Genomic DNA, 20,238 nt, shown 5'->3' with positions numbered 1-20,238 from the left:
CATGATCAAACTCTTCAATTTAAAAGTTTGATGCTCAATGAATTAAACTTCGTAATGAATTACGTGTTCACTCGTTGAGACTTGGTATTCATTTATCGTCCGAGGACGTTAAGAATCCATGTCACTTTGAGTGCCCACACAGATTGTCTGATAAATTGTTAAAGAGCAGTTGCAACGCGGCTTTCAGCACATCGTTGCGAGGTCCCGTATATTACGTTTTCCTCATTCAGAGTCAAGCAATTATTTTCACTTTTCTCTGTTGGCGTTCATCTCTGAACCCCGCTGTCCCGGCGGCTTGCAAGCCGTTGTTCCGTGTCAGTGGAGGCGCATTATAGGGAGTTCTCAGACGTTGACAACCCCTCTTTGAAAAAAAACGTTCAACCGTCTCTTTTTTGCTCAAAACCGTGCTACAGCGCCAGTTTTTCGAGCGTTTCAAAGCCATAACGACGTAAAACGGGCAAAAGTTGTTCAGTTTCTTTTGTTATCGCCATACAAAAAGCGATGTTCGCATCAGCGGATTTCGCATCCGGCGCCTCGTGTTCCAGCAACCAGGCCGTCCGACGCGCAATCGCCGCACCGGAATCCACCAGCCGGGTTCCTTCAGGCAGGACCTTTAACAGCTCTTCCTGTAATAGCGGGAAATGGGTACATCCAAGAACAACCGTATCCGGGGGTTCCTGCATCCGCAGCCATGGACGCAGAATGCGGCGCAGCTCTTCAAGCGAGACCGTCTCGCCGTGCAGCTTCGCTTCCGCCATTTCCACCAGCTCCGCGGAACCGAGCATGGCGATCTGGCATTCATTGGCAAAGCGCTCAATAAGCTCGCGCGTATAAGGACGTTTTACCGTACCACGCGTCGCCAGCAAACCCACGATGCCGTTCGCCGTCAGACGCGCAGCAGGTTTGATTGCCGGAACAACGCCCACAACCGGGAACGGGAATTTTTCGCGCAGGGCAGGAAGAGAGACCGTGCTTGCCGTATTACAGGCAATGACCGCCAGCGCCAGGGGGTAGCGCTTTTGTACCGCGGTGACGATTTCAACCACACGCTCAACAATAAAGTCTTCACTCTTTTCCCCATACGGGAACGCGACGTTATCGAAGGCGTAGATGTAATGGAGATCCGGCAGGAGCTGCCGAATCTCATCATAGACCGAAAGCCCACCGACGCCGGAATCAAACACCAGCACGGTGGGACGCGGATCAGAAGGTGTAGCTGCCAGACAAGGTGTATTCCCGTCCTGCAGTTTGGTAGCCATAAACTGTCTCGTAATCTTTATCGAACAGGTTGGCTATTTTACCACGAACTGTGAGATGAGAGGTGACGGGATATGAAACCGCGACGTCCCACAGGCTGACGCCGCCCATTTTCACGCGTTCTGTTGCATAGGTATTCGGATCAACGGCAACGTCATAGCGAGTGCCCAGATAACGGTACGCCAGATTCCAGTCGAGATCCCACACCTGCCAGTCAAGCTGATACTTAACCTGCTGCTTTGAGCGACGTGCCAGGACTTCGTTGGTTTTCACATTGCGCGGGTCAACGTAGTCATAGGAAATTTGGTGCCCTACCGGTCCGGTATCGAACTGCGCCGTCACCTCAATCCCTTTGATGCGAGCCTCATCCACGTTGTAATAACGGTAGGTCCGCGGGTCGCTGTTAATCAGGTTATCAATATCATTACGATAACCCGTCACGCGCCAGTTTACCGGCCCCGTCAGGCCTTCAAAACCACCTTCCCACTGCTTACTCTCTTCTGGCTTCAGGTCCGGATTGCCGTAATCCTTACTGTGGATCTGGCTCATGGTCGGCGCTTTATACGCTGTGCCGTAAGAACCGATGATGCGATACCCGTCGATGAACTCCCATGCGGCGCTGGTCTGCCAGGTGGCATGATTGCCAAAGTTAGAGTTATCGTCATTACGCGCCGCCGCTTCCAGCGTCACGCTGTTGAACTGCTGCATCGCCGAAAGGAACACGCCGGTATTACGTTGTTCGTAACCTTTTTCCAGATAGCCCGTACCCGCCTGGGTTTTCTGCTTCTGCCAGTCCAGACCCGCGCCGATATTGCCGTGCCCCACTTCAACCGTATTCAGCCACTGGGTGGTGTACTGCTTCACGTCATCCATGGTTGCGGAGTCAGCGTAGCGGCCTTTTTTCGGATCATAGTTCTGATCTTTGCTACGGCCATACCCTGCCACCAGCTGTGACTGGAAAATACCCTGGTTATAGCGCAACCCGGTGTCCCAGTTCTGGCTGTAAACCTGACGCGTGTCCGGCCGCCCATCAATGCCGTTCGCGCCATAGTGATCGTAACCGTCATACGCGGAGCGGTTATCGTAGCCAAAGCCACGGACGAATCCGCTGACGCTGTCGGTAAACTGCTGCTCCACCGAGCCAAACAGCGATTTACTCATAAAACCATCGCGGTCTGGCTGGCGCGGGGCATCTTTTGCGGCAATATCAAAACCACGGGTATAGGTATAATCACCGGCCATGGTGATTTTGGTTTTATCGAACACCTGCTGGAAGGCACCGTTATAGTTTTGATACCCCTTTGAACCGACACCCGCAGAAATTTCCGCACCCGGCTTGTCGCGCCCGGTAATGATGTTAATCACACCGCCAATCGCGTCGGAGCCATACAGCGCCGAACGTGGGCCGCGAATGTACTCAATACGCTGAATCAGCGACGTCGGAATTTGGCTTAAATCGGGAACGTTGCTGATCCCGGCATTATTCAGAGGGATACCATCAATCAGTACCAGAACATGGCGGGATTCCGTACCGCGAATAAACGTTGAAGAGGTCGACCCCATCCCGCCGCTTTGTGCGATGTCCACACCCGGCAGGCGTGACATGATTTCCACAACACTCGTTGCCTGCCAGCGTTCAATATCCTCACGCGTCACGACGGAGGTCGGAGCCAGAACGGTTTTTGCTGGTTGTTCGAAACGGTTTGCTGTCACCACCAACGAGTCGGCGCTTTCCTGCGCCCAGCCCGAAAATGCCGTGACGGAAAACACCGTCAACAGCGATACTTTTTTAATCATTGTTAAAGCATCCACAATATAAGAAGGATGCCGCAGGCCTCACCGATAGCACGCGATGATGAAACCAAATGCGACGTGATCCCGGCAGGTCTTCGGGCTGGGTGGCGTTATACGGATGAAGACTTCCCATTTTCACAGTGTCTACAACTCTCATCCCGCCAGTCTTTACCGCTGCGCGTCAGCTCCAGATTTGCACTGGATTCCCTTTTCACTCTCAGGAGACCGGAAACAGAATGCTACAATTAGACACGTATAGATGTCCAGATAGCTATTAGCCATTAAATCTGGACATCCACTGCACAATCCCTACAATCCCCGCGTAATTCTTTATCACTCAGGACGCATCATGACCCCCGAACACCTCCCGACAGAACAGTACGACGCACAGCTGGCAGAAAAAGTTGTCCGCCTGCAAAGTATGATGACGCCTTTCAACGCGCCGGTTCCCGAGGTGTTTCGTTCTCCGGTCAGCCACTACCGTATGCGCGCTGAGTTCCGCATCTGGCACGATGGCGATGACCTGTACCACATCATTTTCGATCAGCAGACGAAATCCCGTATTCGCGTAGACAGTTTTCCGGCGGCGAGTGAGCTCATCAACCAGCTGATGACGCTGATGATCGACGGTGTGCGCAACAATCCGGTACTGCGCAACAAGCTGTTCCAGATTGACTACCTGACCACCCAAAGCAATCAGGCCATTGTTTCTCTGCTCTATCACAAAGCACTGACCGACGAGTGGCGCGAGCAGGCAGAAGCCCTGCGCGATGCGCTGCGCGCGCAGAATATCAACGTGCACCTGATTGGCCGCGCGACCAAAACCAAAATCATGCTGGACCAGGATTACATCGACGAGCGTCTGCCGGTGGCAGGAAAAGAGATGGTTTACCGTCAGGTGGAGAACAGCTTCACCCAGCCGAATGCCGCCATGAACGTGCAGATGCTGGAGTGGGCGTTGAAGGCGACGGAAGGGTCTAAGGGCGATCTGCTGGAACTCTACTGCGGTAACGGCAACTTCTCGCTGGCGCTGGCGCGTAACTTCGAACGCGTGCTGGCGACGGAAATCGCCAAACCGTCGGTGGCAGCCGCGCAGTACAACATCGCCGCTAACCATATTGATAACGTACAAATTATTCGTATGGCGGCAGAAGAGTTTACCCAGGCGATGAACGGCGTACGCGAGTTTAACCGCCTGCAAGGGATTGATTTGAAGAGCTACCAGTGTGAGACAATTTTTGTCGATCCGCCGCGCAGCGGGCTGGACAGCGAAACCGAGAAGATGGTGCAGGCGTACCCGCGTATTTTGTACATCTCCTGTAACCCGGAGACGCTGTGCAAGAATCTGGAAACATTAAGCCAGACGCACAAGGTTGAACGTCTGGCGCTGTTCGATCAGTTCCCGTATACGCACCATATGGAGTGCGGTGTACTGCTCACGGCGAAGTAACTAGCCGGCGTTTTTGGCAGGTGGCGCTTCGCTTACCTGCCCTACTCAGACCTCATTACTCTGGCAACTCGCTCTTGCGGCTACGCATGCGAGAGCCAATCCAGAACACCAGCGCCACAGACAGTACCGCAGGCAGGAAGTTAGAGCCAATATCCGGATACTCCGCGCGCACCACCGTGCTATAAAGCAATACACCCAGAATAAAACAGGCTGCGGCCAGTCCCGGTAACCCAACTGGCATCGTGCGGTTCAGATAACGTTGATGCAGGCAGTACACCGTCAGCACCAGCGCGATAATCGGGAAAATCGAGAACGGTACAATTGAGCTGAAAACCGCCGCAAACGTACCATTAATGGATAAGCCAGCGATCAATGCCAGCAACAGCGTTCCTTTATCCTGACCTGACTGTTTCATTACTCACCTTCACTCATCGTTTTGATGTGCCAACTTCTCTTGTTCACGGCGATACCAGTAGTACGCGCCTTTAGAAATCATCCGCAGCTGCAATACCAGTCGCTCTTCGAGTTGCTTACGTTGTTCAATGCTGACATCCAGCGCTTCAGCACCCGCGCTGAACACAATCGTCACCATCGCCTCAGCCTGTGCTTCAGTAAACGCACGCGGCATATGGTTTTCGAGTTCAAGATAGTCGGCAAGTTCCGCGATGAAATGCTGAATTTCACGCGCGACGGCGGCACGAAACGCGGCTGACGTTCCGGAACGCTCACGCAACAGCAGGCGAAACGCGTTAGGGTTATTGCCGATAAATTCCATAAATGTCGACACGGAAGTGCGGATCACGCTGCCGCCCTTGGCGATACGCTGACGCGCCTGACGCATAAGCTGGCGCAGCATCAAACCGCTCTCGTCGACCATGGTCAGGCCCAGTTCATCCACATCACGGAAATGACGATAGAAGGACGTTGGCGCAATCCCGGCCTCGCGCGCCACTTCACGCAGGCTCAAACTGGCAAAACTCCGCTCAGCACTCAGTTGACTGAATGCGGCTTCCACCAGCGAACGCCGGGTTTTCTCTTTTTGTTGTGCTCTTACGCCCATCACGATAGTTGAATCCTTCCAAAGGCCCGTTGGCACTATACCAGAGAATAAAATTAATCTGTTTACCTGACTTTGTGAATGATTGTTTACGCGCGGTTTGTGCTCCACTGCCCGAAAAAAGCACAACGATAATTGGGTTACCCTGGCAATGATGTTATGATTCTGTTGCTTTTATGTATAAGAACAGGTAAGCCTTGCCATGCCACATTCCTACGATTACGACGCAATAGTTATTGGTTCCGGCCCCGGCGGCGAAGGTGCTGCTATGGGTCTGGTAAAACAGGGAGCCAGAGTAGCGGTTATTGAGCGCTACCATAATGTCGGCGGCGGTTGCACCCACTGGGGCACCATCCCTTCGAAAGCCCTCCGCCACGCCGTTAGCCGCATTATCGAATTTAACCAGAACCCTCTTTACAGCGACCACTCCCGACTTCTTCGCTCCTCCTTTGCCGATATCCTGAATCACGCAGACACGGTCATTAACCAGCAGACGCGCATGCGTCAGGGTTTCTATGAGCGCAACCACTGTGAAATTCTGCAAGGGAACGCGCATTTTGTGGATGAACACACCCTGGCGCTGGAGTGCCACGACGGTTCGGTTGAGACGCTCACCGCTGAAAAATTTGTGATCGCCTGCGGCTCCCGTCCTTACCATCCGGCAGACGTGGATTTCTCGCACCCGCGCATTTACGACAGCGACTCCATCCTCAGCCTGCACCACGAGCCACGCCATGTGATCATTTATGGTGCGGGGGTGATTGGCTGTGAATATGCGTCGATCTTCCGCGGAATGGAGGTCAAAGTTGATTTGATCAACACCCGCGACCGGCTGCTGGCGTTCCTCGATCAGGAGATGTCAGATTCCCTCTCTTACCACTTCTGGAACAGTGGCGTGGTGATTCGCCACAACGAAGAGTACGAGAAAATCGAAGGCTGCGATGACGGTGTGATCATGCACCTGAAATCCGGTAAGAAGCTGAAAGCCGACTGCCTGCTGTATGCCAACGGCCGTACCGGCAACACGGATTCATTGCAGCTGGAGAATATCGGGCTTGAAACCGACAGCCGCGGTCAGCTCAAGGTCAACAGCATGTACCAGACTGCGCTGCCGCACGTTTACGCGGTGGGCGACGTGATTGGTTACCCAAGCCTGGCCTCCGCCGCTTACGATCAGGGCCGCATCGCCGCACAGGCGCTGGTGAAAGGTGAAGCGACGGCGCATCTGATTGAAGATATCCCGACGGGCATCTACACCATTCCGGAAATCAGCTCTGTCGGCAAAACCGAGCAGCAGCTGACGGCCATGAAGGTGCCTTACGAGGTGGGTCGTGCCCAGTTTAAACATCTGGCGCGGGCGCAAATCGTGGGAATGAGCGTGGGTACACTGAAGATCCTGTTCCATCGCGAGACGAAAGAGATCCTCGGTATTCACTGCTTCGGTGAACGCGCGGCGGAAATCATTCATATCGGCCAGGCGATCATGGAGCAAAAAGGTGGTGGCAACACCATTGAGTACTTCGTTAACACCACCTTTAACTACCCGACCATGGCGGAAGCTTATCGGGTCGCTGCGCTGAACGGCTTAAACCGCCTGTTTTAACGCGCTGTCAAAATGGCCATCCATCGCACCGCGGATGGCCTCTGCCAGCTGCTCATAGCGGCTGCGCAGCGGTGACCCCGGACGATAAACCAGACCAATGGTGCGACGCGGCTCCGGCTTAATACACGGCAGATAGACCACGCCATCACGTTTACGCTCGTGCGGCACCGCCAGCGCCGGCAACAGCGTAATACCGCTTCCCGCCGCCACCATATTACGCAGCGTTTCCAGGCTGGTTGCGCGGAAATGGGTATCTTCATCGGCACCCGCTTCGAAGCAGAAGCCCATCGCCTGATCGCGCAGACAGTGGCCGTCTTCCAGCATCAGCAGTTTTTCACCGGCCAGATCGGCCATCGGTACGCGATCGCGGTTCGCCCACGGGTGATCTTCATAAATCGCCAGCATCATCGGCTCATCGAACAGCGGTACTTCAATAAACGCTTCACTCTCTTTAACGAGCGCCAGAATCGCACAGTCGAGCTTACCGCTGTCTAACTGCGCCAGCAGCTGATGGGTTTGCGCTTCATGCAGGTACATTTCGAGTTTCGGGAACGTCTGGTGCAGCATCGGAATGATGTGCGGCAACAGGTACGGGCCAACGGTTGGGATCAGGCCAATATGCAGCGGGCCGGACATCGCTTCCCCCTGCTGGCTTGCCATTTCCTTGAGCACTTTGACCTCGCGCAGTACGGTGCGCGCCTGATCCACCAGCAGCAGACCTGCCTGCGTGAACAGTACTTTACGACTGGTGCGCTCCAGCAGCATCACGCCCAGCTCATCTTCCAGCTTGCGGATCTGACCGCTCAGCGTTGGCTGGCTGACATGGCAGGAGTCTGCCGCGCGGCGAAAATGGCGATGCTCAGCTAACGCTACCAGGTATTCAAGATCACGAATATTCATTATTCATCCTCCGTCGCCACGATAGTTCATGGCGATAGATAGCATAGCAACGAACGATTATCCCTATCAAGCATTCTGTTGAATAATACATCACATAGACGAGGCGGCACGTGTTTGACCCTTGACGTCCCCGCACCGTCAGCGAGTTTCTCTCAAAACTCGAAAAACTAAAGCCAACGTGAACTTTTGCGGACCCCGTGGTCCGCTTTTTTTTGCGTATAAAAAAGCCCAGCACTAAGCCAGGCTCCGTTTTTCTCCCTCTCCCAGTGGGAGAGGGCCGGGGTGAGGGCACCAGCCCGCACGGTTTAAACCAACCGGTTTTTCGCATCCGCAATCGCCTGCGCTACCTGCTTCGGTGACACGCCGCCTTTCGCTGCACGCTTATCCAGGCAGGATTGCAGGGCCAGAATCGGGTAGACATCATCCCCGATAACCGCGCTGAATTTTTGCAGGTCGGCAAGCGCCAGCTCTTCAAGGGCTTTACCCTGACGAATCGCTTCCACTACCGCTTCACCCACAATATGGTGCGCCTCGCGGAACGGTACGCCTTTCGCCACCAGGTAGTCCGCCAGCTCGGTAGAGTTAGCATACCCCTGCTGCGCCGCTTCCTGGCAGCGCGGACGTTTCACCTGAATGCCGTCCAGCACCAGCGCGCCCATATGCAGACAGTCCAGCCAGGTGTCGAGCGCGTCGAACAGCCCCTCTTTGTCTTCCTGCATGTCTTTGTTGTACGCCAGCGGCAGCCCTTTCAGAGTCATCATCATACCGGTCAGCGCACCCTGCACGCGGCCACATTTCCCGCGGATCAGCTCCAGCGCGTCCGGGTTTTTCTTCTGCGGCATCAGGGAGGAGCCGGACGTCACACGGTCGGACAGCTCCACAAACCCGGCTTCGCCAGAGTTAAAGAAGATCAGGTCTTCGGCAAAGCGCGACAGGTGCACCATCCCGATAGACGCATTTGAGAGCAGTTCCAGCACGTGGTCACGGTCAGAGACGCTGTCCAGACTATTGCGGGTGGCGGAGGCAAAGCCCAGCCAGCCTGCCAGCTGCTCACGGTCAATTTCATAAGCCGTGCCGGCAAGCGCGCCGCTGCCCAGCGGGCTCACGTCCAGACGCTTTAAGGTATCCTGTAAACGGCTCTCATCACGCGCCAGCATCTCAACATAGGCCAGACACCAGTGCGCGAACGTCACCGGCTGCGCGCGTTGCAGGTGGGTATAACCCGGCATCACCGCGTCCTGATTGTTCTGCGCGGTGTCCACCAGCGCGCCCTGCAACTGACGATTCGCCGCCAGCAGTTCGCCGACGGTCTCTTTGCACCACAGCTTCAGGTCGGTCGCCACCTGGTCATTACGGCTACGCCCGGTATGGAGCTTTTTACCCAACTGGCCGACTTTGTCGATCAGTTTGCCTTCCACCCAGCTGTGAATATCTTCAGCATCGCTCTGGAGGATTTGCTGCGGATCCAGACGCACCTCTTCCAGCAGATTGTTCAGCGCCTCTTCCAGCTGCTGCTGTTCGTCTGCGGTCAGCACGCCAACGGTCACCAGCGCTTTGGACCAGGCCACAGAGCCGACAATATCCTGTTCGGCCAGGCGGTAGTCGAAGCGCAAAGAGTCGTTGAACTGTTTGAACCGCTGATCCGCTGCCTGTGTAAAACGCCCACCCCAAAGTGCCATAACGAATTTCCTTAATGATGATATTTTTGCCCGGTGGCGCTGCGCTTACCGGGCCTACAAAATTCACGTAGGCCGGATAAGCAAAGCGCCATCCGGCACAGAAACTTAAGCCAGAATACGCGTACCAATCGGCGTACCGTTAAACAGCGCCGGGAGTTGCTCCGCGTGCCGCCAGGAGGCGATATCCACCGGGCGACCCAACGTGCGGGCCGCATCCAGCGCCGCATTCACTTTAACAATCATGCCGTCGGTGATAATGCCTTGATCGATCAGCTGCTCGGCTTTTGCGGCGGTCATTTCCGCAATACGCTGGCCTTTGCCGTCCAGTATGCCGCTCACGTCGGAGAGCAGGATCAGGTCTGCGCCCAGCGTGGCCGCCAGCGCGGTTGCCGCCTGGTCAGCGTTAACGTTCATCAGCTCGCCCTCTTCGGTCACGCCGATTGAGCTCACCACCGGCAGGAAACCGCCTTCCAGCAGGGTGTTAATCAGCTCAGGCGAACCTGGCTGCGCCAGTCCAACATGGCCAAGCTCTTCGTCGAGCTGGGTCACTTTCACGCTATCGCCATCGCCCAGACAGAGGCCAACGGAGGCGATATGGTGCTTCTTCGCCCAGGCCAGCAGCGTTTTGTTCGCTGTGCCCGCCAGCGCGCCGGTAATGATGTCAATCTGGTCGGCAGGCGTCACGCGCAGGCCATTTTTCTTTTTCACCGGCAGGTTGAGCCCTTTCATCAGCTCATCCACCACACAGCCGCCGCCGTGCACAATCACCAGCGGACGTTGGTGTGATTCACGATAGTTCACCAGTGCGTTAAACAGGCGCTCCAGCGCTTCTTCGCTGTCCAGCAGTACACCACCGAGTTTGATAATTAATGGATTCATCATCACACCTTAAATAAGAACCTGCGTTTCAGGGAAGCCGAAACGAATATTTGCACACTGCATTGCCTGTGCGGCAGCGCCTTTCAGTAGGTTATCTTCTGCGGCCACCACGATGAGATGCTCACCCTGCACGGCAAAGCCAATATCGCAGAACGGCAGGCCGACCACATTTTTCAGCGCCGGCACGCCTTTGTCGTACAGGCGCACCAGCGGTTTATCCGCATACGCCTGCGTGAAGACCTCGCTCACCTGTTCTTTGGCCACACCCGGCTTCAGGCGGCAGGTAATGGTTTCGAGGATCCCGCGCGGGAAGCTGCCCAGATGCGGGGTGAAAATGACGTCCGCGCCCAGATGCGTCGTGATTTCAGGATGATGACGGTGGTTAAACACGCCATACGGCTGAAGGCTCACTTCGCAGAAGCTGTTGGAGATTGCCGCTTTGCGCCCGGCGCCGCTCACGCCGCTGGTGGCGTTGATCACCGGCCACTGGTTCAGATCCAGCAACCCCGCGTCGATCAGCGGCTTCAGGGAAAGCTGCGCCGCCGTCGGGTAGCATCCCGGAACGGCAATCAGGTTCGCTTCTTTCAGTTTATCTGCGCTCCACTCCGCCAGGCCGTAGACCGCTTTTTCAAGCAGATCCGGATGCTGGTGGGTGAAACCGTAATATTTTTCGTAGAACGCGCCGTCGTTAACGCGGAACGCGCCGGAGAGATCGAACACCACGCATCCGGCTGCCAGGAACTGCGGCGCCAGGTCGTGACTGACCTCGTGTGCGGTGGCTAAAAACACCACGTCAACGCCGTCGGTAAACTCGCTGATGTCAGACATGGGCTGCAAAGGCAAATCAACCACGCCCTTAAGTTGTGGATGCAAATCGGAAATTAACTTTCCGGCATCATTGCTTTGCGCTGACACGGTCAAAGCGGTTATGGTCATATGAGGGTGGCGATTTACGTAGCTTACAAGCTCTGCGCCCGCATAACCGCTAGCGCCTACAATCAGCGTATTCAACATCGGGTTCCTTTATGCTCAACGTTAATGTATTTTTATTCACATTTATTGCATGAATATTGATACTATCACGACCTAAGGTGTGTCAACAATGAAAATGAACTTACCGCCATTTATCGAGATTTACCGCGCCCTGATCGCCACACCCTCCATCAGCGCGACGGAAGAAGCCCTGGATCAGAGCAATGAGTCTTTAATCAATCTGCTGGCGGGTTGGTTTAGCGATCTTGGGTTTAACGTTGAGGTTCAGCCCGTCCCCGGAACACGCCACAAATTTAACCTGCTCGCCAGTACCGGACATGGCGCGGGCGGCCTGCTGCTGGCTGGGCACACTGACACCGTGCCGTTTGATGATGGCCGCTGGACGCGCGATCCGTTCACGCTGACCGAGCATGACAACAAGCTTTATGGTCTGGGCACCGCCGACATGAAAGGCTTCTTCGCCTTTATCCTCGACGCGCTGCGTGACGTGGACGTGACGAAGCTGAAAAAACCACTCTACATTCTGGCGACCGCCGATGAAGAGACCAGCATGGCGGGCGCACGTTATTTCTCTGAAAACACATCGATTCGTCCTGACTGCGCGATCATCGGCGAACCAACCTCTCTGCAACCGATTCGGGCGCACAAAGGCCATATTTCGACCGCGGTGCGCGTACTGGGCCAGTCTGGCCACTCCAGCGATCCGGCGCGCGGCGTGAACGCCATTGAGCTGATGCATGACGCGATTGGCCGCATCATGACCCTGCGCGACGATCTGAAAGAGCGCTATCACTACGAGGCGTTCACCGTGCCTTATCCAACGCTTAACCTCGGCAGCCTGCACGGTGGTGATGCGTCCAACCGTATCTGCGCCTGCTGCGAACTGCATATGGATATCCGTCCTCTGCCGGGTATGACGCTGAGCGATCTGGATGGCTTACTGAACGAAGCGCTGGCACCGGTCAGCGAGCGCTGGCCGGGCCGTCTGACGGTCTCCGAACTGCATCCGCCGATTCCAGGCTACGAATGCCCGCCTGACCACCAGCTGGTTCAGGTGGTGGAAAAACTGCTTGGCGAGAAAACCGACGTGGTGAACTACTGCACCGAAGCGCCGTTTATTCAGACGCTGTGCCCGACGCTGGTTCTGGGCCCTGGCTCCATCAACCAGGCACACCAGCCGGACGAATATCTCGAAACCCGCTTCATCAAGCCCACCCGCGAACTCATTACCCAGGTTGTGCATCACTTCTGCTGGCATTAAAACCGCACCGAAAAGTCCCCTCTCCCTGTGGGAGAGGGTTAGGGTGAGGGCAACAAATCGCATGATCACCGTCACATTTCCATAAGCATCTCTTATCTGACGCAATGCGAATTAAATTTCGTAAATTGCCCGCATTTATTCGTCTGCTGAACCGTTTTCGCAGCAATTGACGACGGGGGTTTTACGTGGCTTTATAAAGGGAGATGACAAAATAATGTCCAGAAGATTTTCGCCTGGGCATAAACAAAAATGATGGGGTGACTGGGTTTTTATGAACGAACAATATTCCGCGTTGCGTAGTAATGTCAGTATGCTCGGCAAAGTGCTTGGAGATACCATCAAAGACGCACTGGGGGAGAACATCCTCGACCGCGTTGAAACCATCCGCAAGCTGTCCAAATCTTCCCGCGCCGGTAATGAGGCCAACCGTCAGGAGCTGCTTACCACCTTGCAGAACCTCTCCAACGATGAGCTGCTGCCCGTTGCCCGCGCCTTCAGCCAGTTCCTAAACCTGGCAAACACCGCTGAGCAATACCACAGCATTTCGCCAAAAGGCGAAGCGGCCAGCAACCCGGAAGTCATTGCCCGCACCCTTCGTAAACTCAAAGACCAGCCCGACCTCAACGAAGCGACCATCAAAAAAGCGGTGGAATCCCTTTCGCTGGAGCTGGTGCTGACCGCACACCCAACCGAAATCACCCGTCGTACGCTGATCCACAAAATGGTGGAAGTGAACAACTGTCTGAAGCAGTTGGATAACAAAGACATCGCCGACTACGAACGTAACCAGCTTATGCGCCGCCTGCGCCAGCTGATTGCCCAGTCCTGGCACACCGATGAAATTCGTAAGCATCGCCCAAGCCCGGTCGACGAAGCCAAGTGGGGCTTTGCGGTGGTGGAAAACAGCCTGTGGGAAGGGGTACCCAACTACCTGCGCGAGCTGAACGAACAGCTGGAAGAAAATCTGGGCTATCGCCTGCCGGTCGACTTTGTGCCGGTTCGCTTCACCTCCTGGATGGGCGGCGACCGCGACGGCAACCCGAACGTGACGGCGGAAATCACCCGTCACGTCCTGCTGCTGAGCCGCTGGAAAGCAACCGACCTGTTCCTGAAAGATATTCAGGTGCTGATCTCCGAGCTGTCGATGGTGGAAGCGACGCCGGAACTGCGCGCGCTGGCCGGTGAAGAAGGCGCCAGCGAGCCGTACCGCTTCCTGATGAAAAAGCTGCGCGGTCAGCTGATGGCCACTCAGGCCTGGCTGGAAGCGCGCCTGAAAGGCCAGCGCCTGCCGAAGCCGGAAGGTCTGCTGAGCCAGAACGAACAGCTCTGGGAGCCTCTATACGCCTGCTATAAATCGCTCCAGGCTTGTGGGATGGGCATCATTGCCAACGGCGAACTGCTCGACACCCTGCGCCGCGTGAAGTGTTTCGGCGTGCCGCTGGTGCGTATCGACGTTCGTCAGGAAAGTACCCGTCATACCGAAGCGCTGGGCGAGCTGACCCGCTACCTCGGCATTGGCGACTACGAAAGCTGGTCAGAAGCCGACAAACAGGCGTTCCTGATCCGCGAGCTGAACTCCAAGCGCCCGCTGCTGCCGCGCAACTGGGAGCCAAGCAATGACACCCGCGAAGTGCTCAACACCTGTAAAGCGATTGTAGATGCGCCGAAAGGATCTGTGGCCGCCTACGTGATCTCCATGGCGAAGACCCCGTCCGACGTGCTGGGCGTTCACCTTCTGCTGAAAGAAGCGGGCATTGACTATGCTCTGCCGGTAGCACCGCTATTTGAGACTCTCGACGACCTGAACAACGCTAACGACGTGATGACCCAGCTGCTGAACATCGACTGGTATCGCGGCTTTATTCAGGGCAAACAGATGGTGATGATCGGCTATTCCGACTCCGCGAAAGATGCGGGGGTGATGGCAGCCTCCTGGGCGCAGTATCAGGCACAGGATGCACTGATCAAAACCTGTGAGAAAGCCGGTATCGAGCTGACCCTGTTCCACGGACGCGGTGGCTCAATTGGTCGTGGCGGTGCGCCTGCACACGCGGCGCTGCTCTCTCAACCACCAGGAAGCCTGAAAGGCGGCCTGCGCGTGACCGAGCAGGGCGAGATGATCCGCTTCAAGTACGGCCTGCCGGAAGTGACCATCAGCAGCCTGTCGCTTTATACCAGCGCGATCCTCGAAGCCAACCTGCTGCCGCCGCCGGAGCCAAAAGAATCCTGGTGCCGGATTATGGACGAACTGTCTGACATCTCCTGCGATCTGTACCGCGGCTACGTGCGTGAAAACAAAGATTTTGTCCCTTACTTCCGCTCGGCCACGCCTGAACAGGAGCTGGGTAAACTGCCGCTGGGCTCGCGTCCTGCAAAGCGTCGCCCGACCGGTGGCGTTGAATCCCTGCGCGCCATTCCATGGATCTTCGCCTGGACGCAAAACCGCTTAATGCTGCCAGCCTGGCTGGGTGCCGGTGCGGCGCTGCAAAAAGTGGTGGAAGACGGTAAGCAGAGCGAACTGGAAACCATGTGCCGCGACTGGCCATTCTTCTCTACCCGTCTGGGAATGCTGGAGATGGTCTTCTCGAAGGCCGACCTGTGGCTGGCGGAATACTACGATCAGCGCCTGGTGAAGCCGGAGCTGTGGGCGCTGGGCAAAGAGCTGCGCGAACTGCTGGAAGGCGACATCAAAGTGGTGCTGGATATCGCCAATGACTCCCACCTGATGGAAGACCTGCCGTGGATCGCCGAGTCTATCCAGCTGCGTAACATCTACACCGACCCGCTGAACGTTTTACAGGCTGAACTGCTGCACCGTTCGCGTCTGGCGGAAGAGGAAGGTAAAGAGCCGGATCCACGCGTTGAACAGGCGCTGATGGTAACGATAGCAGGCGTTGCGGCAGGTATGCGTAACACCGGTTGATCGGTTTTGCCAGGTGGCGCTTACGCTTACCCGCCCTAAAATAGGCTTTTCGTAGGCCCGGCAAGCACCAGCGCCGCCGGGCAATACCCTGGTATCCACACCATGCACCACGACATTACCCAGATCCTGACTAACCTGATCAACGGCACAACGCCGCTGCGTCAGGTGCATTTTGCAAACTCCGCTACCTCCGCCCCCGAACTTGCCTTGCAGGTCGATTTTCCACGTCTGGAGATCGCGATCGAAGGTTCGATGAAAGACCAGGCTGGCTGCGTTTTACAGCAGGGTGATGTTTTATACGTCCCGGCTGGCGGCTGGAATAATCCACAATGGCAAGCACCCGCAACAACGCTGAGCATCCTGTTTGGCAAACAGCAGCTTGGGTTTAGCCTTTTACACTGGAATGGTATAGACGTGCGAAACCTGACAAAGCAGCACGTTGCCCGCCGCGGTCCCCGTATTGGATCGCTACTCTTACAGACGCTTCATGAAATGCAGATGCAACCGCATGAGCAACAAACCGCGCGGCTGATTATTGCCAGCCTGCTTAGCCACTGCGTCGACCTGCTGGGTAGTCAGATCCAAACCGCCTCCCGCAGCCAGGCTTTGTTTGAAGCAATTCGGGTCTATATTGACGAACACTACGCCACTCCCCTTACCCGGGAATCCGTCGCGCAGGCGTTTTATATCTCCCCAAACTACCTGTCGCATCTGTTCCAGAAAACGGGCGCAGTGGGTTTCAATGAGTACCTGACGCACACCCGACTGGAACACGCGCGCCAGTTACTGAAAGGATATGATTTGAAAGTGAAAGAGGTGGCGCATGCCTGCGGATTTGTCGACAGCAACTATTTCTGCCGGTTGTTTCGTAAAAACACCGAGCGTTCGCCGTCAGAATACCGTCGCCAGTATCACAGCCAGCTCACCGGGAAGGTCATTAGTCCAGAATGACCTGAGTATGCTGCGGAGCGGCTAACATTTTACGCACCGCCCCCATCACCTTTTGTGGGTCGCGTAAAAAGGCGCTAATACCGCACTTCACGTAGCGCGCATGCTCGAAACGTTCGCTGCCCGCCAGTTCGATATCGGTAATGAGCAATACGACATCGGCTCGCCGTATGTCGTCTTCCGTAAGCTCGCACTCAACACCCAGCGCTCCCTGCGTCTCAATGTTAACGCTCCACTTCTCCTGCTGGCAGAGCTTTTCCAGACGTTCGGCAGCCATATAGGTATGTGCGACGCCACTGACACACGCGGTCACCGCCACCAGATGACGTCCCGTTATCACTGTCATGTTCAGCCTCCCACGGTAACATTGAAACCTTCGCGCTCTGCCAGTTGACGCATCGCTGACACCTCATCTTCTGTCGGAGGGGTCGCTTGCCGCATTCCCCACTCCTGTCCCAGCAGACGGTATTTTGGCTCCCCATACTGATGAAAGGGCAATAAATGCAGTTGCCGTATTCCTGAAGGTAGCAGGAAAGCCAGCACGCGCGCCATGTTCGTTTCGTTAAGCGTATAGCCAGGAATAAGCGGCACACGAGGAATCACGTTTATCCCGTCAGCCACCAGCTGGCGGAAATTATCCAGCACTCTGGGAAGATTCATTGCCACAATCGATTGGGCCAGATCCGCGTCCATGATCTTTAAATCAAACAACACTTCATCACACTGGCGAGCCAGCGGCATTAATCGGGACAAAGGGGCATCGCCTGCCGTTTCGATGGCCGTATGCACGCCGAAACGGCGTAAACCCTGTAGAAATTTTGTCGCGAAAGGCGCATGCAGCAACACTTCGCCACCCGAGAGCGTCACCCCACCTCCAGAGGAACGAAAGAAAACATCGTCTTTCATTACCTCGCTTACCAGCTCCTCCAGCGTAACATCCCGCCCAATAGGCTCAAATGCGCCGGAGGGGCACTCATCGACGTCCCGCAAACAGGGTGCGCAGTGAAGACATTTGCTTTCTCTGCGCACCGTTTCGATTTTCGGTGAAATCGACTCCGGATTCGCACACCACGGACAGCGATGAGGACAACCTTTAAAAAAGACCACCGTACGGATGCCGCGACCGTCATTCAATGAGTAGCGCTGGATATTGAAAATACGCGCCACCTCGGCGTGCGTTTCAACCACGTCACAGCTGATGCGCTGTGCGGCGGATAATGTCATCCTGGATCTCCTTCGATAACTCAACAAAGAAGGCGCTGTAGCCAGCAACGCGCACCACCAGCCCGGCAAAATCCTGTGGACGCTGTTGCGCTTCACGCAATGTTTCCGCGTTCACCACGTTGAACTGGATATGCTGCAACTTAAGCTGGGTGAAAGCACGAAGGAAATCCGCCAGCTTTTGCAGCCCGGCATCGCCTTCCAGCGTCGCAGGGGTAAATTTAACGTTTAACAGCGTACCGTTAGATAACAGATAGTTATCCAGCTTGCTTACCGATTTAAGTACCGCCGTTGGGCCCTGCATATCTTGCCCAAGCATCGGGGAGAGCCCACCGTCAGCCAGTTGCTCTCCGGCAAAGCGGCCATCCGGTGTAGCTCCCACCACCGCCCCCAGCGGCACGTGCGCCGATACGGTATAAGAGCCTGGCGTGAACTGTCCGCCGCGCGGGTTCCGGTATTTTTCGACCTCTTTACAGTAATGGCGCAACAGTTCAGCGCTGATATTGTCGACATCATCGATATCATTGCCGTATTTTTCGAAGCGATTGATCAACCTTGCACGCACCTTTTCTCCCTCGGGGGTGGCAAAGTTCGCTTTTAACACGGCTAAGAGCTCATCAAAACTTAAGCGCTGCTGTTCAAAGACCAGCCCTTTCAGGGCGTGCAGTGAATCACTCAGATTGGCTATCCCGATCCCCTGAACGCCAGAAAAGTTATACCGCGCCCCGCCGTCGGTAATATCTTTCCCTGATTCAAGACAATCGCTGATAAATGAAGAGAGCAACGGCACCGGTGCCCAGTCTCGATGGCCGATATCGCAGATGTTGCTCCCCTCAACCATCAGCGCAATGTAGTGATTAATTTTGGCGCGAATATGGTCCAGCAAGCCTTCATAACTCAGCGCAGCATTACCTTCGTTCTCCTGCATCGCGATTTCCATTACTTTCAGCAGGTTAAACATCGCGATATCGTGCAGGCCATAGGTTTTACCCGGAATTGACAGTTCTACACAGCCAACCACCGCGTAGTCGCGCGCATCCTCCAGCGACACACCCCGATTCAGGAAAGCGGGTACCACCACTTCATCATTGAAAATCTGCGGGATACCGGTGCCCAGGCGGATCGTCTCCGCCGTTTTAAGCAGAAAAGGACGGTCGATAAGTTCGTTAACCCGCACGCCAAGGTTCGGTTGAGGAAGCTGAACGCTCTGGTAAGCATCCAGGCACAGGAAGGAAAGCACATTCACTGCGCTACGACCGCTCTCCGTTAAACCGCCCAACAACGCGGTATAACCCGTCGGGAAACCAGCAAAATAACGTGCGCTACTCGTCGAACGTAAAAGCACCACGTCATTGCATTTCACCCACAGCGATTCCAGTAGCTCTTTCAGAAATGCGGGATCGTCCCCCTGCGAAAACGAAGCCTGATAAAAGGGCAGCATATACTGGTCGAAGCGCCCGATAGAAAGCGAGCTGGCGTTAGATTCGTATTGCAAAATGACGTTCATATACCAGAACAGCTGACACGCCTGCCAGAACGTTTGCGGCTTATGCTGCGCGTTGTGACGCGAGATTTCGGCAATCTTTCGTAGCTCTTCACGCCGTGAAGCGTCATCACAGACGGTTGCAAGCGTTTCAGCCAGCGCAGCATAGCGCAGAATATGGCGCTGGGAGGCTTCAAGCAGAATCAGCGCGGCGGCATAGAACGTGTTCTGAGCATCGCGGGCACAATATTCTCGCATTTGCTCCACCAGCGCACCCAGCCCGTTATTCAGCAGGCGCGGATAATCAATAATGATATGCCCCTGCCCTTTGTCCGTCTGGTTGACGCTGAAAATTTGCGTCCCTACAGCGGCTTTCACCTCATCCGTCATCTGGCTGTTGATGAAATCTTTCATCGACCGTTTTTCCCAATAGGGATACAGCACGTCGCGGTAGATCTGCTTATCCGCTTCGCCGATCTCGAAGCGGTCCTGCGGACGTGTGGAAAACTGGTCCAGCTCCTTAAGTAGCCAGTACGGATCCATCTCAGGGGACATAATGCCCGCGCGCGGTTTAACGGTGCGGTTTCCGGCAATCAGTTCCTCATCACGAATCGCGATATTCACATGGTCAAGAATGTACGCCGTGGCTTTTGCTCGCCTGAGGATAACCGGCTCGCCCTCCGTCTGTTGATGGCTGGCGGTATAGAGCAAAGCACGCTCAAGCGAGATTTCACGTGGACTGGCAAAAAGTGCGTCTTTCAAACGCTGGATACGATTCGTCATGAGGGAA

General features: G+C 55.4%; 16 protein-coding genes and 1 riboswitch. Of the genes, 5 read left to right on the top strand and 11 right to left on the bottom strand.

All coding sequences use genetic code 11. From position 1 onward, the window contains the following. Nucleotides 1–407: 407 nt before the first annotated feature. Nucleotides 408–1,259, bottom strand: a complete 852-nt coding sequence (gene murI, locus ACOTXL_RS18900; RefSeq protein ID WP_003862067.1) for a glutamate racemase — start codon at nucleotides 1,257–1,259, stop codon at nucleotides 408–410. Beyond that, a complete protein-coding gene (btuB, locus tag ACOTXL_RS18895; protein ID WP_045350743.1) occupies nucleotides 1,204–3,054 on the bottom strand; it encodes a TonB-dependent vitamin B12 receptor BtuB in 1,851 nt (616 codons plus the stop codon). The genes murI and btuB overlap by 56 nt, the downstream gene beginning before the upstream one ends. Before the next feature lie 66 nt (nucleotides 3,055–3,120). Next, nucleotides 3,121–3,296: riboswitch (cobalamin riboswitch) on the bottom strand. A 104-nt stretch (nucleotides 3,297–3,400) separates the two neighbouring features. Between btuB and trmA the strand changes: the two genes are divergently transcribed. Continuing rightward, a complete protein-coding gene (gene trmA / locus ACOTXL_RS18890) occupies nucleotides 3,401–4,501 on the top strand; it encodes a tRNA (uridine(54)-C5)-methyltransferase TrmA (protein WP_045343489.1) in 1,101 nt (366 codons plus the stop codon). A gap of 55 nt (nucleotides 4,502–4,556) precedes the next feature. On the opposite strand, the gene ACOTXL_RS18885 is transcribed toward trmA, so the two are convergent. Further along, entirely contained in the window at nucleotides 4,557–4,916 is a 360-nt protein-coding gene (locus ACOTXL_RS18885) for a YijD family membrane protein (RefSeq protein WP_003862061.1), read from the bottom strand. A 9-nt stretch (nucleotides 4,917–4,925) separates the two neighbouring features. Then, nucleotides 4,926–5,564: an HTH-type transcriptional repressor FabR gene (fabR, locus tag ACOTXL_RS18880; protein WP_003862059.1), complete on the bottom strand. Its 639-nt coding sequence runs from the start codon at nucleotides 5,562–5,564 to the stop codon at nucleotides 4,926–4,928. Nucleotides 5,565–5,760: 196 nt separating this feature from the next. Here fabR and sthA point away from each other — a divergent pair, with 196 nt between their 5' ends. After that, nucleotides 5,761–7,161 (top strand): Si-specific NAD(P)(+) transhydrogenase, encoded by a 1,401-nt coding sequence (gene sthA / locus ACOTXL_RS18875; RefSeq protein ID WP_003862057.1) that lies wholly within the window; start codon nucleotides 5,761–5,763, stop codon nucleotides 7,159–7,161. Here sthA and oxyR read toward each other — a convergent pair. The 4 genes from oxyR to argC form a co-directional block, all read right to left on the bottom strand. Continuing rightward, nucleotides 7,144–8,061, bottom strand: coding sequence for a DNA-binding transcriptional regulator OxyR (gene oxyR / locus ACOTXL_RS18870; protein ID WP_008501786.1), 918 nt, complete (start codon nucleotides 8,059–8,061; stop codon nucleotides 7,144–7,146). The genes sthA and oxyR overlap by 18 nt on opposite strands. A gap of 305 nt (nucleotides 8,062–8,366) precedes the next feature. After that, nucleotides 8,367–9,740, bottom strand: coding sequence for an argininosuccinate lyase (gene argH, locus ACOTXL_RS18865; protein ID WP_003862053.1), 1,374 nt, complete (start codon nucleotides 9,738–9,740; stop codon nucleotides 8,367–8,369). Between the two features lie 105 nt (nucleotides 9,741–9,845). Further along, nucleotides 9,846–10,622 (bottom strand): acetylglutamate kinase, encoded by a 777-nt coding sequence (gene argB / locus ACOTXL_RS18860; protein WP_086531982.1) that lies wholly within the window; start codon nucleotides 10,620–10,622, stop codon nucleotides 9,846–9,848. A gap of 6 nt (nucleotides 10,623–10,628) precedes the next feature. Beyond that, the gene (gene argC / locus ACOTXL_RS18855; RefSeq protein ID WP_045350741.1) at nucleotides 10,629–11,633 is read right to left on the bottom strand and encodes an N-acetyl-gamma-glutamyl-phosphate reductase; all 1,005 of its coding nucleotides are present in this window, start codon (nucleotides 11,631–11,633) and stop codon (nucleotides 10,629–10,631) included. Nucleotides 11,634–11,721: 88 nt separating this feature from the next. Here argC and argE point away from each other — a divergent pair, with 88 nt between their 5' ends. The 3 genes from argE to ACOTXL_RS18840 all read left to right on the top strand — a co-directional run bounded on the left by argE (nucleotide 11,722) and on the right by ACOTXL_RS18840 (nucleotide 16,747). Beyond that, nucleotides 11,722–12,873, top strand: a complete 1,152-nt coding sequence (argE, locus tag ACOTXL_RS18850) for an acetylornithine deacetylase (RefSeq protein ID WP_003862050.1) — start codon at nucleotides 11,722–11,724, stop codon at nucleotides 12,871–12,873. Between the two features lie 271 nt (nucleotides 12,874–13,144). After that, a complete protein-coding gene (gene ppc / locus ACOTXL_RS18845; protein WP_017383108.1) occupies nucleotides 13,145–15,796 on the top strand; it encodes a phosphoenolpyruvate carboxylase in 2,652 nt (883 codons plus the stop codon). 102 nt (nucleotides 15,797–15,898) lie between these two features. Beyond that, nucleotides 15,899–16,747: a helix-turn-helix transcriptional regulator gene (locus ACOTXL_RS18840; RefSeq protein WP_045343486.1), complete on the top strand. Its 849-nt coding sequence runs from the start codon at nucleotides 15,899–15,901 to the stop codon at nucleotides 16,745–16,747. Here ACOTXL_RS18840 and ACOTXL_RS18835 read toward each other — a convergent pair. The 3 genes from ACOTXL_RS18835 to ACOTXL_RS18825 are packed head-to-tail and all read right to left on the bottom strand — an operon-like array spanning nucleotide 16,734 to nucleotide 20,231. Next, the gene (locus tag ACOTXL_RS18835; protein WP_045343485.1) at nucleotides 16,734–17,090 is read right to left on the bottom strand and encodes a PTS fructose-like transporter subunit IIB; all 357 of its coding nucleotides are present in this window, start codon (nucleotides 17,088–17,090) and stop codon (nucleotides 16,734–16,736) included. The genes ACOTXL_RS18840 and ACOTXL_RS18835 overlap by 14 nt on opposite strands. A 2-nt stretch (nucleotides 17,091–17,092) precedes the next feature. After that, the gene (locus ACOTXL_RS18830; protein WP_045343484.1) at nucleotides 17,093–17,968 is read right to left on the bottom strand and encodes a [formate-C-acetyltransferase]-activating enzyme; all 876 of its coding nucleotides are present in this window, start codon (nucleotides 17,966–17,968) and stop codon (nucleotides 17,093–17,095) included. After that, a complete protein-coding gene (locus tag ACOTXL_RS18825; RefSeq protein WP_045350740.1) occupies nucleotides 17,934–20,231 on the bottom strand; it encodes a formate C-acetyltransferase in 2,298 nt (765 codons plus the stop codon). Before ACOTXL_RS18825 ends, ACOTXL_RS18830 begins: the two co-directional genes overlap by 35 nt. Nucleotides 20,232–20,238 lie beyond the last annotated feature (7 nt).

The organism is Enterobacter cloacae complex sp. IR5402 (assembly GCF_049238125.1).
GTDB lineage: Bacteria > Pseudomonadota > Gammaproteobacteria > Enterobacterales > Enterobacteriaceae > Enterobacter > Enterobacter hormaechei_C.
This window is presented reverse-complemented; position numbering and strand designations above follow the sequence as displayed.

What these genes read in the sequence shown, in the direction of transcription:
- murI (WP_003862067.1), bottom strand. Translation starts at nt 1,259, where the DNA reads ATGGCTACCAAACTGCAGGACGGGAATACACCTTGTCTGGCAGCTACA.
- btuB (WP_045350743.1), bottom strand. Translation starts at nt 3,054, where the DNA reads ATGATTAAAAAAGTATCGCTGTTGACGGTGTTTTCCGTCACGGCATTT.
- trmA (WP_045343489.1), top strand. Translation starts at nt 3,401, where the DNA reads ATGACCCCCGAACACCTCCCGACAGAACAGTACGACGCACAGCTGGCA.
- ACOTXL_RS18885 (WP_003862061.1), bottom strand. Translation starts at nt 4,916, where the DNA reads ATGAAACAGTCAGGTCAGGATAAAGGAACGCTGTTGCTGGCATTGATC.
- sthA (WP_003862057.1), top strand. Translation starts at nt 5,761, where the DNA reads ATGCCACATTCCTACGATTACGACGCAATAGTTATTGGTTCCGGCCCC.
- oxyR (WP_008501786.1), bottom strand. Translation starts at nt 8,061, where the DNA reads ATGAATATTCGTGATCTTGAATACCTGGTAGCGTTAGCTGAGCATCGC.
- argH (WP_003862053.1), bottom strand. Translation starts at nt 9,740, where the DNA reads ATGGCACTTTGGGGTGGGCGTTTTACACAGGCAGCGGATCAGCGGTTC.
- argB (WP_086531982.1), bottom strand. Translation starts at nt 10,622, where the DNA reads ATGATGAATCCATTAATTATCAAACTCGGTGGTGTACTGCTGGACAGC.
- argC (WP_045350741.1), bottom strand. Translation starts at nt 11,633, where the DNA reads ATGTTGAATACGCTGATTGTAGGCGCTAGCGGTTATGCGGGCGCAGAG.
- argE (WP_003862050.1), top strand. Translation starts at nt 11,722, where the DNA reads ATGAAAATGAACTTACCGCCATTTATCGAGATTTACCGCGCCCTGATC.
- ppc (WP_017383108.1), top strand. Translation starts at nt 13,145, where the DNA reads ATGAACGAACAATATTCCGCGTTGCGTAGTAATGTCAGTATGCTCGGC.
- ACOTXL_RS18840 (WP_045343486.1), top strand. Translation starts at nt 15,899, where the DNA reads ATGCACCACGACATTACCCAGATCCTGACTAACCTGATCAACGGCACA.
- ACOTXL_RS18835 (WP_045343485.1), bottom strand. Translation starts at nt 17,090, where the DNA reads ATGACAGTGATAACGGGACGTCATCTGGTGGCGGTGACCGCGTGTGTC.
- ACOTXL_RS18830 (WP_045343484.1), bottom strand. Translation starts at nt 17,968, where the DNA reads ATGACATTATCCGCCGCACAGCGCATCAGCTGTGACGTGGTTGAAACG.
- ACOTXL_RS18825 (WP_045350740.1), bottom strand. Translation starts at nt 20,231, where the DNA reads ATGACGAATCGTATCCAGCGTTTGAAAGACGCACTTTTTGCCAGTCCA.